This window comes from Trinickia sp. HAY1-2D (assembly GCF_056754935.1).
Map to the genome: position 1 here is coordinate 1,633,392 of NZ_JBPGWX010000002.1, position 16,547 is coordinate 1,649,938.

Consider the following 16,547-nt stretch of genomic DNA (forward strand, 5'->3'; position numbering starts at 1 on the left):
CGGTGGCGCCGCCGCCGGGAAGCGATTATTGCTGCGGCTTGTTCGACAATGCGAGCCGCAGCAGATCGGCGACCGTATTGACGCTGAGCTTTTCCATGATGTTGGCGCGATGCGCCTCGACGGTCTTGATGCTGATGCCCAGATCGTCGGCGATCTGCTTGTTCAGACGCCCGGCGATGATGCGCTCGAGCACCTGATGTTCGCGGGCCGTCAGCTTCGAGAGCCGCTCGGCAGCGGCACGCTGTTGCTGCACGCTGGTGCTCTCGCTGCGGGCCTTGTCGAGCATGCGCTCGACGAGCTTGCGCAGTTCCGCCTCGTCGAACGGCTTTTCGATGAAATCCATCGCGCCTTTTTTCATCGTCGAGACGGCCATCGGCACGTCGCCGTGACCTGTCACGAAAATGATCGGCAGCGAGGCGTTTTCGGCGATAAGCCGCTCTTGCAACTCGAGGCCGCTCATGCCCGACATGCGTACATCGAGGATCAGGCAGGCGATCTGGCCGGCCTGATGTGCGGGCTGATAAGCCTCGAGGAATTGTTCAGCGCTCGAGAAGCACTGCACCCGATAGCCGTTCGCCTCGAGCAGCCAACGCAACGAATCGCGCACGGCCTCGTCGTCGTCGACGACAAAGACGGTTTCCTGACTGGTGACTGGGCTACTCATAGCTCTCCCGTAACGGTTTGTGGTCGAGGTGCCTCGGACCCGCCTTGGTTCGGATCGGCAGGTTCGCCGATCGGCAGACTACAGTGAAACGTCGCGCCTGTGATCTTTCCGTTGGTGTCGACGTTGTTCACAACCCACAGGCGGCCGCGATGCGATTCGATAATCGAACGGCATATATTGAGCCCCATGCCCATGCCATCCGATTTGGTGCTGTAAAACGGTTCGAACAGCCGTTCGATGGCGGCTTCGTCCACACCCGGCCCCTGATCGACGACGCTGATGCAGGCGAAACCGGCATCGAGCTTGACGACGACGCGGATCACGGCGTCGGTGGCGTTCGGATGGGCCTCGTGCATGGCCTCGGCGGCGTTCTTGAGCAGATTGACGAGCACTTGCTCGATGAGCACCGGGTCGACGTAGATGACAGGTAGACGCGAGCGAATCTCCGTCAGGATCCGGATGCGGCGCTTGCGCGCTTCGATCTCGGCCAGGCCCACCGCATCGGCGACGATATCCGACACGCGCGCCGCCTGCCGCTTGGGCTCGCTGCGTTTCACGAACTCGCGAATACGCTTGATGATCATGCCCGCGCGCACCGCCTGCTGAGCCGTTTTTTCGAGCACGGGCAACAACGTATCGGACTGCGTACGGCCTGCTTTGACGAGCGCGACCGTGCCCGAGCAGTAGTTATTGATCGCCGCGAGCGGCTGGTTGAGTTCGTGCGCGAGCGACGAGGCCATTTCGCCCATCGTCATGAGCCGGCTCGTGAAGTGAAGCTTTTCTTCCTGCTGGCGCGCGAGTTCCTGCGCCTGCTTGCGCGTCGTGATGTCGGTCGCGATTTGCATCTGCGCGAGATGGCCGTCGACCCACTGAATGTACTGGCGCCGGACCTCGAACCACTTCTGAATGCTCTGCACGTAGACTTCCTGCGCGTCGGCCGTGCTCTCGGTGAGCGCGGCGGCCGGCAATCCCGCATAGGTATCGATCATGTCGATCGAATCGGAAGAGGCCTGGGTGCTGTCGAAGCCACCGCCCGCGAGCTCGAGATGGCCGTCGGGCCGGATGCCGAACAGGTGCCGGTAATAGCGGTTCGCGAAAAGCAGCTCGGCTTCGTCGGCCGCGAGCACCGAGACGGCCGCGTCGAGGCTCTCGAGTACCGTGGTGAACCGCTCGTGCGCTGCCGCGAGCTCCTCTCTTGCGCGCTTGGGCTCCGTGATGTCGGTCATCGAAGACATCCAGCCCGTTTGCCGCCCCGAACTGTCGATGAGCGGCGAGACATAAAGGCGCGCGTGAAAGATTGAGCCGTCCTTGCGGCGCACCCGCAATTCGAAACCCGAGGACGGCGCCTTGCCGCGCAGCGTCATGTCGAGCTGGCGCTGCATTTCGGGGTAGGCGTCGCGCGGCCAATAGGGGAAGGGCGCCGTTTTGCCGACGAGGTCGCTTTCGTCCCAGCCCGTCATCCGGCAAAACGCCGGGTTCACGTGAGTAATGCGTCCGTGCATGTCGAGCACGCGCATGCCGATCAACACCGAGTTTTCCATCGCCCGGCGAAAGAACGCCTCGGCGTACAGTGCCTGCTGCGCCTCGAAACGCTGGCGCGTATGCTTCCAAAGACTCCACAAACTCCAGAGCACGAAGCACGACAAGCCGGCCACGAGCCATACGAGCGTGTTGTCGGTGAAGTTCGTCAACTGCGGGAACGCGTAGACCCGGACCGTCAGCCCCTGGCCCGGCGGATCGAGCGGCAGGTCGTAGAACAGATCGCGCGGCAGGCGCGGACGCGTCGACGTGGTCGCGAGCTCGCGGTTGTTCGCATCGAGCAGCGAGATCTTGTACTTCGCCGAGAGCTCGGGCGGGATATCGTGCTTGAGCACGCCTTCGATCGAAAAGACGGCGGCAATGGCGCCCAGGAATTCACGGTCGCGATAGATCGGCGTTTGCAGCGTCAGGTAGCCGTTGCCGAGGTCATCGTAGATGAGCGGCGAATAGATCTGGCGCCGCGTGGCGCGCGCTTCGCCGAATCCGGCCGTGACGGCGACATCCATCTGCGCGTCGGTGAGCCGCGCGAATCGCTGGCCTGCGAGCGGCAACGGCGTGTCGGGCCAGCGGGGCTGCTTCTGGCTCGTATACCAGTTGACGTAGAGGATTTCGGGGTGAGCTTGCACGATGTCGGTCATCGACATCTGGAACGAGTGCTGGTCCGCGTGTCCGGCCGCGAGATCGCGCGCGAGCGCCTGCAGCTGTTCCTGGGCTCCGGTCATCGAGAGCCGGATCTGCTGCTGCGCCCAGGCGACATTGCGGTACAACGTATCTTCTTGCTGCTGCTGCTCCCTGCGGTTCAGACTCCACAGGATGAGGCTCATGACGACGAGGAACACCAGGATCGACAGGAGCGGCGTCAGCAAATAGGAATTCGACCACCACGGTCCGTGGTGCCAGCGGGACGGCGTCGAGTCCGCCCGGGGACCGGACGGCCGCGCCGAGCGTGCGAAAAGCCGATCGGTCAACATGGCTCGAATTGTAGCGCAGCGCCGCCCCGCCAATTGGCGTAAAACAGGGAGAAACCCGAGGCGATTCGGACGATTGGCTGCTTTGGGTCCCGTCTTGGGCGGATTCCCGGTGCGTCGCAACAATATTCCGCATTATGAGAAATGATCTCGTAATTTGAAAAATCGATTGCGCATGAGGGGCCAGCCTCTTTACAATCGCCGACAATTGCCGCGGCCGTACCCGGCCTGCGTATGTCCAAAGAGCATTCCCTATCCAGGAGACGAGAATGTCCGCTGTGCCCGACGAAGTCATGAAGTATGTCGCCGCCGATAAAGACGACGATCCCCAGGAAACAGGCGAATGGCTCGAAGCGCTCGAGGGCGTGATCTCCGCCGTCGGTCCTGACCGCGCGCACTACCTCATCGAAAAGCAGATCGAATTCGCGCGCGTGCATGGCGAACATCTGCCGTTTTCGGCGAACACCCCCTACATCAATACGATTCCCGTTGCCAGCCAGGCGAAAATCCCGGGCGACCAGGATATCGAACATCGCATCCGCTCGTACACGCGCTGGAATGCCATTGCCATGGTGCTGCGCGCCGGCAAGGACACCAACGTCGGGGGCCATATCGCCTCGTTCGCCTCGGCCGCGACGCTTTACGATGTCGGCTTCAATCATTTTTGGCATGCGCCGTCGGACAAGCACGGCGGCGACCTCGTCTTCGTACAGGGCCACTCGTCGCCCGGTATCTACTCGCGCGCATTCCTGCTGGGCCGTCTCACTGAGAAACAGCTCGACAACTTCCGTCAGGAAGTGGGCGGCGAGGGCATTTCCTCGTATCCGCACCCGTGGCTGATGCCCGACTTCTGGCAATTCCCGACGGTGTCGATGGGCCTCGGTCCGATCATGGCGATCTATCAGGCGCGCTTCATGAAGTATCTGCACGCGCGCGGCATTGCCAACACGGATGGCCGCAAAGTCTGGGCGTTCCTGGGCGACGGCGAGACGGACGAGCCGGAATCGCTGGGCGCCATCGGCATGGCCGGCCGGGAGCGGCTCGAGAATCTGGTCTTCGTCATCAATTGCAACCTGCAGCGTCTCGACGGTCCGGTACGCGGCAACGGCAAGATCATTCAAGAGCTCGAATCCGAGTTCCGCGGCGCGGGCTGGAATGTCATCAAGGTCGTCTGGGGCAGCCGCTGGGATGCGCTGTTCGCACGCGACAGGACGGGCGCGCTGATGCGCCGCATGATGGAAGTCGTCGACGGCGAATATCAGACGTACAAGTCCGAATCGGGCGCGTTCGTGCGCGAGCACTTCTTCAATACGCCTGAGCTGAAGGCGCTCGTCGCGGATTGGTCGGACGAGGACATCTGGAACCTCAATCGCGGCGGACACGACCCGCACAAGATTTACGCGGCGTTCCATGCGGCCACGAACACGAAGGGCCAGCCGACCGTCATCCTCGCGAAGACGATCAAGGGCTATGGCATGGGCGAAGCCGGCCAGGCCATGAACATCACCCACCAGCAAAAGAAAATGCAGGTGGAGCAGCTCAAGGGGTTCCGCGACCAGTTCCGCCTGCCGATCTCGGACGAAGAGATCGGCAATGTCCCGTACCTCACGTTCGAGGAAGGCTCGAAGGAACTCGAATACATGCGTGCGCGACGGCAGGAGCTCGGCGGTTATCTGCCGACGCGCCGCGAGAAAGCGCAACCGCTGCCGGTGCCGGAGCTGTCGGTATTCGAGCCGCTGCTCAAGGGCACGGGTGAAGGGCGCGAGATTTCGACGACGATGGCGTTCGTGCGGATTCTCAACATCCTCTTGAAGGACAAGGCGCTCGGCAAGCGCATCGTGCCGATCGTGCCGGATGAGTCGCGCACCTTCGGCATGGAGGGCCTGTTCCGCCAGATCGGCATCTGGAATCAGGACGGGCAGAAGTACGTGCCCGAAGACTCCGACCAGCTCATGTTCTACAAGGAATCGGAGACGGGCCAGATTCTGCAGGAAGGCATCAACGAAGCCGGCGGGATGTGCGACTGGATCGCGGCCGCGACGTCGTACTCGACGCACGGCGAGATCATGGTGCCGTTCTACATCTTCTATTCGATGTTCGGCCTGCAGCGCATCGGCGACCTCGTCTGGGCCGCGGGCGACATGCGCTCGCGCGGCTTCCTGCTCGGCGGCACCGCCGGCCGCACGACGCTGAACGGCGAAGGCCTCCAGCACGAAGACGGCCATTCGCTGTTGTGGGCGTCGTCGGTGCCCAATTGCGTGACCTACGATCCGACGTTCGGTTACGAACTCGCCGTGATCATGCAAGACGGTATGCGCCGCATGATGCAGGAACAGGAAGACGTCTTCTACTACATCACGGTGATGAACGAGAACTACGAGCACCCGGCCCTGCCGCAGGGCGAGCACGTAGCGGAAGACATCATCAAGGGCCTGTACTCGTTGAAAAAGAGCGACGCGGCGGCCAAGGCACCGCGCGTGCAACTGATGGGCGCGGGCACGATCCTCAATGAAGTCATCGCCGCTGCCGATCTGCTCAAGAACGACTGGGGCGTCGCGGCCGATCTCTGGAGTGCGCCGAGCTTCACCGAGCTGGCCCGCGAGGGACAGGCCACGGCGCGCTGGAACCTGCTGCATCCGAACGAGCCGCGCAAGCTTTCGCACGTCGAGACACTGCTCAAGGACGCACCGGGCCCCGTCGTCGCGTCGACCGATTACGTGCGGGCGCTGGCCGAACAGATCCGCGCCTACGTGCCGCAGCGCTATGTCGTGCTCGGCACGGACGGCTTCGGCCGCTCGGATACGCGCGAAAAGCTCCGTCACTTCTTCGAAGTCGATCGCTACTGGGTCACCGTCGCGGCGCTCAACGCGCTCGCGGACGAAGGTACGATCGAGCGCAAGGTCGTCGCCGACGCGCTTGCCAAGTACCAGCTCGACCCGAACAAACCCAACCCGATGACCGTTTAAGGCATTGCCAACGCGCGCGCCCCAAGCCCGCCTGCCGCGCCAATGCGGCGGGCAGGCTCGCGAGCCCTGGAGACACCAACAAATGAGTGAAGCGATCGAAGTCAAGGTGCCGGACATCGGCGATTTCAAGGACATCCCCGTCATCGATATCCTGGTGAAGCCGGGCGATGCCGTCGAGAAGGAGCAGTCTCTCATCACGCTCGAATCGGATAAGGCGACGATGGACGTGCCGAGCCCCGCGGCGGGCACGGTGAAGGAGATCAAGGTGAAACAAGGCGATCCCGTGTCCGAAGGCACGTTGATCGTCGTGCTCGAAGGCGGGGGCGCTCCGGCCGCCGCCAAACCTGCCCAGGGCAACGGTGCAGCGGCGCCTGCCGCGGCACCGGCCGCGCCTGCTCGAGCTGCCGCGCCCGCGGCGGCAGGCGGCCAGCAGGAGGTCAAGGTTCCCGATATCGGCGATTACAAAGACGTGCCGGTCATCGAGATCGCCGTCAAGGTGGGAGACCGCGTCGAGAAGGAGCAGTCTCTCATCACGCTCGAGTCGGACAAGGCGACGATGGATGTGCCGAGCCCGGCCGCCGGCGTAGTGAAGGCGATCAACGTCAAAGTCGGCGATACGGTATCCGAGGGCGTTGTGATCCTCACGCTCGAATCGGAGAGCGGGGCCGCTGCGGCGGCACCGGCCGCGCAGCCGGCCGCGCCTGAGCCAAAGAACGTCGAGCCGCTCGATTCGCCGCGTCCCGCGGGCCCGCAAAGCGTGCCGGCGCACCCGTCGGCACTCGCGCAGGCGCCGTCGATCCCGGCCGGCGAGGGCGGTTCGCGCCAGCCGAGTCATGCATCCCCGTCGGTGCGCAAATTCGCGCGCGAACTCGGCGTGGATGTGGCGCAGGTGCGCGGCAGCGGACCGAAGGGGCGCATTACGCAGGACGACGTCACGGCTTTCGTGAAGGGCGTCATGACGGGGCAGCGCGCCCCGCGGGCACCGCGGCGCCTGCCGCGGGCGGCGGCGAACTCGGCTTGTTGCCGTGGCCGAAGATCGACTTCACGAAGTTCGGCCCGATCGAGGCGAAGCCGCTTTCGCGCATCAAGAAGATCTCGGGCGCGAACCTGCATCGCAATTGGGTGATGATCCCGCACGTCACGAACAACGACGAAGCCGACATCACCGAGCTCGAGGCGCTGCGCGTCACGCTGAACAAGGAAAACGAAAAGGCCGGCGTCAAGATCACGATGCTCGCGTTCGTCATCAAGGCCGTCGTTTCGGCGCTGAGGAAGTTCCCGACGTTCAATGCGAGCCTCGACGGCGACAACCTGGTCTTCAAGCAGTACTACCACGTCGGCTTTGCCGCGGACACGCCGAACGGCCTCGTCGTTCCTGTCATTCGCGACGCCGACAAGAAGGGCTTGATCGAGATCGCCAAGGAAATGGCGGAGCTTTCCAAGCTTGCGCGTGAAGGCAAACTCAAGCCGGATCAGATGCAAGGCGGGTGCTTCTCGATTTCGTCGCTGGGCGGCATCGGCGGCACGCACTTCACGCCGATCATCAACGCCCCCGAGGTGGCCATTCTCGGCCTGTCGCGCGGTGCGATGAAGCCCGTATGGGACGGCAAGCAATTCGTGCCGCGCCTCACGCTGCCTGTCTCGCTGTCGTATGACCATCGCGTCATCGACGGCGCCGAAGCGGCGCGCTTCAACGCCTACCTTTGCGCGCTGCTCGCCGATTTCCGGCGCGTGATCCTGTGACTGTCGACGCTAACAAGAAGGGGACGTGAATGAGTCTCGTCGAAGTAAAAGTGCCGGATATCGGCGACTTCAAGGACGTCGATGTCATCGAGGTCAACATCAAGCCGGGCGATGTCATCGAAAAGGAGCAATCGCTATTGACGCTGGAGTCGGACAAGGCGTCGATGGAAGTGCCGAGCGATACGGCCGGCACCGTCAAGGAAGTGCGGATCAAGGCGGGCGATAAGGTTTCGCAAGGCACGGTCATCGCGCTCGTCGAAGCGCAAGAGGGCGCGGCCGCGAAGCCGGCCGCGGCGGCCAGTGCGCCGGCGGCTGCATCGGCACCCGCACCTGCACCCGCACCCGCGAAAGCGGCCCCCGCGGCTGCGCCGCAGGCCGCCAGCTATGGCGGCGGCGCCGACATCGAGTGCGATATGCTCGTGCTCGGCGCGGGCCCTGGCGGCTATTCCGCCGCGTTCCGCAGCGCCGATCTCGGCATGAAGACGGTGCTCGTCGAGCGCTACTCGACGCTCGGCGGCGTCTGTCTGAACGTCGGTTGCATTCCGTCGAAGGCGCTGCTGCATACGGCGCTCATCACCGACGAGGTGGCCGCGCTCGCGGCGCACGGGATCACGTTCGGTGCGCCGCAGATCGACCTCGACAAGCTGCGCGGATTCAAATCGGGTGTCGTCAAGAAATTGACCACGGGCCTGGCCGGCATGGCGAAGGCGCGCAAGGTCGAGGTCGTCACCGGCGTCGGCACGTTTGCCGATCCGCATCATATGGAAGTGCAGACCGAGGGCGGCAAGAAGGTCGTCAAGTTCAAGCAGGCCATCATCGCGGCGGGCTCGCAGGCGGTGATGCTGCCATTCATGCCCGAGGATCCGCGTGTCGTGGACTCGACCGGCGCGCTCGAGCTGCGCCAGATTCCCCAGCGCATGCTCGTCATCGGTGGCGGCATCATCGGTCTGGAAATGGCGACGGTCTATGCCACACTCGGCGCGAAGATCGATGTCGTCGAAATGCTCGATGGCCTCATGATGGGCGCCGACCGCGATCTCGTGAAAGTCTGGGAGAAGTACAGCGGCAAGCACTTCGCCAACATGATGCTGAAGACGAAGACGACGGCTGCCGAGGCCAAGCCCGACGGCATCTACGTGAAGTTCGAAGGGGAGAAGGCGCCGGCCGAACCGCAGCGTTACGATCTCGTGCTCGTGGCGGTCGGCCGCAGTCCCAACGGCAAGAAGATCGGTGCCGAGAAAGCCGGCATTGCCGTCACCGACCGAGGCTTCATCGACGTCGACAAGCAGATGCGTACGAACGTGCCGCACATCTTTGCGATCGGCGACATCGTCGGGCAGCCGATGCTTGCGCACAAGGCCGTGCATGAGGGACACGTTGCGGCCGAGGCCGCGCACGGCGAGAAGGCATACTTCGACGCGATCCAGATTCCGTCGGTGGCTTATACCGATCCGGAAGTGGCTTGGGCGGGCAAGACCGAAGACCAGTGCAAGGCCGAGGGCATCAAATACGGCAAGGCGGTGTTCCCCTGGGCCGCTTCGGGGCGCGCCATTGCGAACGGCCGCGACGAGGGCTTCACGAAGCTGATCTTCGACGAGGCGACGCATCGCGTGATCGGCGGGGGTATCGTCGGCCTCAACGCGGGCGACCTCATCAGTGAGGTTTGCCTTGCGATCGAGATGGGCGCCGATGCGACCGATATCGGGCGGACGATTCATCCGCACCCGACGCTTGGCGAATCGATCGGGATGGCCGCCGAGCTCTACGAGGGTGTTTGCACCGACTTGCCGCCGCAAAAGAAGAAGTAACGGACGAAAGCGTTCGGCACCCGAGGGGGCCGAACGCTCGATGTCCGCTGGCATGTGAGTCGGGCGCTGAAAACAAAAACGGCGCGCTCCTTTCGGGAGCGCGCCGTTTCGTTACTGCTGCTACGGGTGAGAAAGCTTAGGCAGCCGTCTTCTTCGTAGCGGCGGCACGCGAAGCTTGCGAGGCGGCTTGCTGAGCGGCCTTCGTCGCAGCCGTGGCGGCGGCGTTGAAGTTGCTCTCGGCGATTTCGACGGCTTGCTTCGTTGCCTTGTGGACCGTTTCGTACGTCGTGTTGGCGGCCGTGATGGCCGACTTCATGACCGCAACAGCTGTTTCGGAACCAGCCGGGGCGTTCTTGGCGACGTTGTCGACGAGCGCCTGCACCTTGCGGTTCTGCTCTTCGTACTGGGCTTCCGCCACGCGGGCGAACTCAGCTTGCGTGGCCGAGGCGATTTCATACAGGTGGCGGCCATACGACAGCACCTTCTCGGCCACCGGCTGCGCCAGCGAGGCTTGCAGCGCGAGCAGTTCTTGCGCGTCCTTCACCGACAGCGCGCGTTGCGCGTTTTCCTGGCTTTCCGCGAGCGTCGACTTCACGACCTGCAGGTTCAGTTCGACCAGTTTCTCCACACCTTCGAACGCCTTGTTCGTCAAGCCGAAAAGGGATTCGAAATTGGCTTTCTGCGCTGCGGCGAATTGCTCGGGGGTCAACAGAGTCATGTTTTATGCTCCTGAAAAACGACCCGTCTCTCGCGGATCGCGTAGGTTAATGGCACGGCTTCGGAATGTATCGCGTCGTATGCTCGACGCGTATTGTGCGTCGCAACATCAGAGCCTATTTTAGGCTTGCGCGCTCAAATGTCAAGTGCAATTTGGTGCAATGCACAATGTAAAGGATTTCGCGCGGAAACAACGGCTTAGCGCGGGGGAGGGTCCGCACCCTGGAGCGTCCGGGTACGGGAATTGCTGCGGCGCGCCCGCATGCCGCATTGCCATGACAGCGGCGTGGCAAAATCACAAAAAGGGTGTCAACGCAGCGCTCCTCGCGCGCGTTATCTGATCTTCCCGACGGCCAGCAGCGGTGTGTGCGGCGCAAAGCGGTGCGGAGAAAGGGTGCGAACCTTTTGCCTGTCCCTTCGGTCCCATACACGTTTCGTCGCTCGAATGCCGGTGTTTTCCCGGCCATTCGCTTAAGTTTGCATGAGGCGCGCCGATATGTGGGTATGGCCCTACTGCTCGGCGTCGACTTGTCCCAATATACAAGCATCGATGCCGTTGGCCGTGCAGCTAGCTACAAATTGCTTCAAAGACCGACGATAAGTGCTTCTGATTGCTAATTTTTAGTAGCTTTACTACACTTGCCGTCAACGCTTCGTCTCTCGCCACCTCCGTATCAAGAACACCAATGAAAACCGCACTGTTTTCGTCGCTCAAAGTGAGGCACGGCGTGGCGCTTACGAGAGTCGTCTCGGTCACCGCAACCCTCCTTGCCGCCGTCATTTTCGCGGCTCCTATCGACGCGCTCGCAGCGTCGGGTTCGACCGATGCGGCTTCGTCCAAGCCCGCAGCCACCAAAGCACATTCATCGAAAAAAGCCGTCAAGCAAGCCGTCCGAACCGAGAAGGCGGCCGCAGCGCCCGACGAGCGCTCGCGTAAAAAGCGCGTGTCGTACACGCTGCGCACGCGTGGCCGTCATGGCGCAATGCACAGGATTGCGTTCGAGCCGCGCTCGCCCGTGGCCGGTCAGCCGTTCGGACTGCAGGAAGGCCCCGAGGGCCTCGCGTTGCGTTCGAATGTCGCTTATGTCATCGATCAAAACACGTCAGAAGCGCTTTTCGACAAGAATTCGCATTCCGTCGTACCGATCGCCTCGATCACGAAGCTGATGACGGCCATGGTGGTGCTCGATGCCAACCTGCCGCTGACGGATCTGCTCGAAGTGACCGACGAAGATCGCGATCTTGAAAAACACACGGGCTCGCGTCTTTCCGTCGGCTCGGTGCTTTCGCGTGAAGACATGCTGCACATTGCGCTGATGGCATCGGAAAACCGTGCAGCCGCGGCGCTCTCGCGCTATTTCCCGGGCGGACGTCCGGCGTTTATCGCCGCGATGAATGCAAAGGCCAAGGCGCTCGGCATGGCCGATACCCACTTCGAGAACCCGACGGGTCTGACGAGCCGCAATGTCTCGACGGCGCGCGATCTCGTGAAGATGGTCGATGCCGCGTATCAGTATCCGCTCATTCGGAAGTTCTCGACCGACCGCAGCTACACCGTCGATACGGGCAGGCGCGAGATTGCTTATAACAGTACGAACGCGCTCGTGCGTAGCGCGAAGTCGAACTGGGAGATCGGTCTGCAGAAAACCGGCTTCATCAATGAGGCGGGTGAATGCCTCGTCATGCAGGCGACGATCCAGGGCCGGCCCATCATCATGGTGTTGCTCGATTCGGCCGGGAAGTACTCGCGGTTTGCCGATGCGGCGCGCCTGCGCACGTGGCTCGATAACGGCGGCGGCGATCAGCGTATTACGAGCGCCGACACGGGCGGACACGGCACCTGAGCGCCGGTTTCTCCTGTAGTGACAAAGCATAAAGCCCCGCATTCGCGGGGCTTCGTGTTTGAGGCGGTGCGGCGGGGTGGCGCTTTGGCGGCTTGCGCGTTTGCTCCTGCGTTCGCCCCCTTTCCTCAGGCTGTTTTCGCTTTGGCGTTTTCGGTCGCTGCTTCCGGGCGATAACCGAGGGCTTCGGAAATGACGAGCGCCGTGCGGCTCAGGTGGACGAGCCAGGCGTCCTGGAGCCGGTCTGCCGGTGCCGACAGCGACAGGCCCGCGACGAGCTTGCCCGTATCGTCATGGATCCCGGCGGCGATGCAGCGTACGCCGAGTTCGAGCTCCTCGTTATCGCGCGCGCACGCTTGCTGGCGAACCTGCATGAGTTCCCGCTCGAGCCGGGCCAGATCCGTGATGCTGTTTTGGGTATGGCCGGACAGGCCGGTGCGCGTGGCATAGGCGCGCACGCGCGCAGCCTCGTCAACGGCGAGAAAAAGCTTGCCGACCGAAGTCAGGTGCAATGGAGCGCGCCCGCCGATCGCGCGGACCACTTGCATGCCCGAGCGCTCCGAATACGCACGTTCGATATAGACGATCTCGTCTCCCTGCCGGACGGACAGATTGACGGTCTGTCCCGTGAGGCGGTGCAATTCCCGCATCGGCATCAGAGCCGCATCGCGCACCGACAGCCTCGCCTTGACCAGATTGCCGAGTTCGAGCAGCCGCATGCCCAGCCGGTAGGTGCCCGGGTCCGAGCGATCGACGAGCCGGCACGTGACCATATCGTTGAGGATGCGGTGTGCCGTGGACGGGTGGAGCTCCGTCCGGATCGCCAGCTCCTTGAGGCTGACCGGATCGCTATGCGCGGCCAGGGCGTCGAGCAGCCGCATCATTCGTTCGATCACCTGGATCGATGTCTTGGAGTCCTGATTCGTATCGCTCATCGTGGATCGATTGACGCAAAGCAAAAAAACATTGTATCTCGTATTGTGAAAAAAGCGAACGGCGTTTGAATATCGCTTGAACTCTGTGTTCCGGCTCGATTCGTGTTGCCGACGCCGGCAAACGACGCATAATGACAGGCGTTTTTCCAACGGAGCCGCTATGCGAGTCGGATTGTTCGTTACCTGTCTCGTCGACCTCATGCGCCCGGAGATCGGGTTTGCCGCAATCAAGCTCATCGAGCGTGCAGGGTTCGAAGTCGTCGTGCCGCCCGCGCAGACTTGCTGCGGGCAACCCGCCTACAACTCGGGCGAGCGGGGCATCGCGCGCGATCTCGCCGAAAAGGCGCTGCGAGAGTTCGAGCAATTCGATTACGTCGTCGTTCCGTCCGGTTCGTGCGGCGGCATGATCGGCGTGCATTACGCCGATCTCTTTCGCGACGATCCGGAGCTCATGGGCCGCTACGAGCGGATGCGGGCAAAGGTTTTCGAGCTGACCGATTTCCTCGTGAATGTGGCGAAGATCGAGTTGCCGCGGGCCGAATCCGCCGGACCGGTCACTTATCACGACTCCTGTGCCGGGCTGCGCGAGCTTGGCGTGAAGCAGCAGCCGCGCGCGTTGCTCGCCATGCGGGGCGTGGCGGTGACGGAAATGCCAGGGTGCGAGCACTGCTGCGGTTTCGGCGGCACTTTCGCGGTCAAATACGGCAACATCTCGACGGCGATCGTCGACGAAAAGTGCGAGAACATCCGCGCGAGCGGCGCCGCGACCGTCGTACTCGGGGACCTCGGCTGCATGCTGAACATCGAGGGCAGGCTTCGCCGCACGGGCGATGCGACGACGCGAGTGCTGCATATTGCCCAGGTGCTCGCCGCGGATCTCTGACAGGGCTTTTTTCTTCGTTACCTCGGGCCGACCATGCAAGTCCAATCGATGCATTTCAAGGCGCGCGCCAAGGAAAATCTGGCAAATCCGCGATTGCAGCACAACCTGACCAAGCTCTCGACGAAGTTCGTGAGCGCGCGTGCCCAGGCCATGCAGGCGATCGACTTCCCGGCAACGCGCGCGGCGCTGAAGGCACGCCGCGATCGTGCGCTGGAGAATCTCGACGTCTGGCTCGAAACGTTCGAGCGCGAAGCGACCCGGCGCGGTGTCACCGTGCTGTTCGCCGAAACGACGCGCGAGGCGGCGCAACTTGTCGGAGAGATCGCGCGCAAGCATGACGTCAAGAAGGTCATCAAGACGAAGTCGATGGTGTCCGAGGAGATGCGTCTGAATGCCGTACTGGCGGAGATGGGCGTGCAGTCCGTGGAGACCGATCTCGGCGAGTACATCCTGCAGATCAACGACAACGAGCCGCCGAGCCACATCATCGCGCCCGTCGTCCATAAGGACAAAGAAGAAATCGCCGATCTGTTCGCCAAGACCCACGGTCGGGCGCGTCTCACCGAAATTCCCGCCATGACGCGCGAAGCTCGCGAGGTGCTGCGTCCCCAGTTTCTTTCCGCCGACATGGGCGTGACGGGCGGCAACTTCGTGATTGCCGAGACGGGCTCCGTCGCGATCGTGACGAACGAGGGCAATGAAGGGATGTGTACCGTCATGCCGCGCGTGCACGTGGCGGTGACCGGCATCGAAAAAGTGTTGCCGACGCTGGAGGATCTGGCTGTTGCGATGCGCCTCTTGCCACGCTCGGCGACGGGGCAGACGGTCTCGAACTATTTTTCGCTGCTGACCGGGCCGCGCGGCGAGGCCGATGGCGACGGGCCGGAGCACATGTACGTCGTGCTCGTCGATGGCGGACGCACGGGCCTCATCGGCGGAGCGTTCCAGGAGATGCTGCGCTGCATCCGCTGCGGAGCCTGCATGAATCATTGCCCCGTGTATCAGAAAGTCGGCGGCCATGCGTATGGATGGGTTTACCCGGGACCGATGGGCTCGGTACTCACGCCGAGCTACGTCGGGCTCGACAAGGCACTCGATCTGCCGCAGGCGGCGACGCTGTGCGGGGAGTGCAACAGTGTCTGTCCGGTGGGGATTCCGATCTCGGACCTGCTGCGCAAGTTGCGCGAGAAGCAGACCGAGCGTCATCTCCGGCCGGTGACCGAGCGCGCGGCGCTGGCGGTGTGGGGCTTCGTCGCCTCGCGTCCCGCGCTTTATGCGCTCGTCGCGAAACTGATGGTGCGCGTGCTCGAGCGCATGGGCGGCGAGCGCCGCGCGATCACCCGGCTGCCGTTCGGCCAGGGATGGACTGCCACGCGCGACATGCCGGCGCCGGTCGGGCGCACGTTTCGCGAGCTCTATGCCGCGCAGCGCAGTCATCGCGACTAGCCGGCGCGAAGAGTAACGCGAATATCGATGCCGCCGATGCGGCGCATTGTTTGCGTTGGCGTAACGCTGAATTCGCTATTCGCATCTTTGTCTCGATAGGCGGCGTCTATAAAATACGTCTCACAGAATGCGGGCATGCGAGGGCGCATGTCCGTTGCGAAACGAGGCGCACTATGAAAACGAAAATATCCGTCTATTGGCCCCTGGCCGTCGTTCTGATGCTTGCCGCGATGGCAGCGATGCTCGGTTATGGCGAGCGCCGGCAACACAGTTCGCATGCGCCGCTGGCGGCGGCGCAACTCAGCGCCGAGCTGGCGCGTGCAGTCTCGTACGGGCTCGTCGGTACGCAGCCGGTGCGCGCGTCCTCGAGCGTCTCGGCGGCTGGGGACACCGCGCCGTCGCAAGCGCTGTAACGCTCCCGGTCCTATAATGCCGGGTCGGCAGCGGTGGCCGGCAGTCGACCTGTATCCATGTGTCAACCCGGACGCGCCGGGTGCTTTATGAAACCCGTTGCCATTTGCTTCGTTTGCCTGGGAAACATCTGTCGATCGCCGACGGCTGAAGCCGTCATGCGCGCGCAAGTCGAAGCCGCGGGCCTCACGGAATGGATCACCGTCGATTCGGCGGGTACGGGTGACTGGCATGTCGGCGAGGCGCCCGATCATCGCGCGCAGACGGCCGCAAGCCGGCGCGGGTTCGACTTGTCGGGACTACGAGCCCGGCAGATCGCCGCGCCCGACTTCGAGCGATTCGATCTGGTGCTTGCGATGGACGCCGCGAATCTCGCCCATTTGCGGCAGTTGTGTCCGCCCCCGCTGCGCTCGCGCGTCCATCTTCTGATGGAGTTCGGCAGCCAGCCGGCGGTGAACGAGGTCGCGGACCCGTACTTCGGTGGGGGCGAGGGGTTCGAACTCGTGCTCGATCAATGCAAGGATGCCTGCCGCGGCTTGCTCGCGCGCCTGCGTGCCGGGCTGGCCGGTGAGACGGCTTGATTTGTTCGTGCACCCATAACCGCCCCGGAAGGAGGGATACTTGAC

11 protein-coding genes and 1 pseudogene are annotated in these 16,547 nt (G+C 63.2%); 8 read left to right on the plus strand and 4 right to left on the minus strand.

All coding sequences use genetic code 11. The features are described from left to right. Positions 1-25: 25 nt before the first annotated feature. Both fixJ and fixL read right to left on the minus strand, forming a co-directional pair. Complete coding sequence (gene fixJ, locus ACR9ZC_RS14775; RefSeq protein ID WP_331570745.1) at positions 26-664, minus strand: oxygen response regulator transcription factor FixJ; 639 nt, start codon at positions 662-664, stop codon at positions 26-28. Continuing rightward, positions 661-3,174 (minus strand): oxygen sensor histidine kinase FixL, encoded by a 2,514-nt coding sequence (fixL, locus tag ACR9ZC_RS14780; RefSeq protein ID WP_481580876.1) that lies wholly within the window; start codon positions 3,172-3,174, stop codon positions 661-663. The genes fixJ and fixL overlap by 4 nt, the downstream gene beginning before the upstream one ends. Positions 3,175-3,440: 266 nt before the next feature. On the opposite strand from fixL, the gene aceE reads away from it, so the two are divergent. The 3 genes and pseudogenes from aceE to lpdA all read left to right on the plus strand — a co-directional run bounded on the left by aceE (position 3,441) and on the right by lpdA (position 9,688). Continuing rightward, entirely contained in the window at positions 3,441-6,137 is a 2,697-nt protein-coding gene (gene aceE / locus ACR9ZC_RS14785) for a pyruvate dehydrogenase (acetyl-transferring), homodimeric type (protein ID WP_481580877.1), read from the plus strand. Positions 6,138-6,219: 82 nt separating this feature from the next. Further along, a pseudogene (gene aceF, locus ACR9ZC_RS14790) lies at positions 6,220-7,880 on the plus strand (dihydrolipoyllysine-residue acetyltransferase). 29 nt (positions 7,881-7,909) lie between these two features. After that, the gene (lpdA, locus tag ACR9ZC_RS14795) at positions 7,910-9,688 is read left to right on the plus strand and encodes a dihydrolipoyl dehydrogenase (RefSeq protein ID WP_481580878.1); all 1,779 of its coding nucleotides are present in this window, start codon (positions 7,910-7,912) and stop codon (positions 9,686-9,688) included. 136 nt (positions 9,689-9,824) lie between these two features. On the opposite strand, the gene ACR9ZC_RS14800 is transcribed toward lpdA, so the two are convergent. Beyond that, positions 9,825-10,406, minus strand: coding sequence for a phasin family protein (locus ACR9ZC_RS14800; RefSeq protein ID WP_481580879.1), 582 nt, complete (start codon positions 10,404-10,406; stop codon positions 9,825-9,827). A gap of 685 nt (positions 10,407-11,091) precedes the next feature. Between ACR9ZC_RS14800 and pbpG the strand changes: the two genes are divergently transcribed. Beyond that, positions 11,092-12,249, plus strand: coding sequence for a D-alanyl-D-alanine endopeptidase (gene pbpG / locus ACR9ZC_RS14805; protein ID WP_481580880.1), 1,158 nt, complete (start codon positions 11,092-11,094; stop codon positions 12,247-12,249). 125 nt (positions 12,250-12,374) lie between these two features. On the opposite strand, the gene ACR9ZC_RS14810 is transcribed toward pbpG, so the two are convergent. Then, positions 12,375-13,181 carry an IclR family transcriptional regulator gene (locus ACR9ZC_RS14810; RefSeq protein WP_331570757.1) on the minus strand — a complete coding sequence of 269 codons (807 nt, stop codon included), beginning with the start codon at positions 13,179-13,181 and terminating at the stop codon, positions 12,375-12,377. Between the two features lie 160 nt (positions 13,182-13,341). Between ACR9ZC_RS14810 and ACR9ZC_RS14815 the strand changes: the two genes are divergently transcribed. The 4 genes from ACR9ZC_RS14815 to ACR9ZC_RS14830 all read left to right on the plus strand — a co-directional run bounded on the left by ACR9ZC_RS14815 (position 13,342) and on the right by ACR9ZC_RS14830 (position 16,502). Further along, a complete protein-coding gene (locus tag ACR9ZC_RS14815; protein ID WP_331570759.1) occupies positions 13,342-14,064 on the plus strand; it encodes a (Fe-S)-binding protein in 723 nt (240 codons plus the stop codon). Between the two features lie 33 nt (positions 14,065-14,097). After that, positions 14,098-15,510, plus strand: coding sequence for a lactate utilization protein B (locus tag ACR9ZC_RS14820; RefSeq protein ID WP_481580881.1), 1,413 nt, complete (start codon positions 14,098-14,100; stop codon positions 15,508-15,510). Positions 15,511-15,683: 173 nt separating this feature from the next. Then, positions 15,684-15,923, plus strand: a complete 240-nt coding sequence (locus ACR9ZC_RS14825) for a hypothetical protein (protein WP_481580882.1) — start codon at positions 15,684-15,686, stop codon at positions 15,921-15,923. 87 nt (positions 15,924-16,010) lie between these two features. Next, positions 16,011-16,502, plus strand: coding sequence for a low molecular weight protein-tyrosine-phosphatase (locus tag ACR9ZC_RS14830; RefSeq protein ID WP_481580883.1), 492 nt, complete (start codon positions 16,011-16,013; stop codon positions 16,500-16,502). Positions 16,503-16,547: the final 45 nt, after the last annotated feature.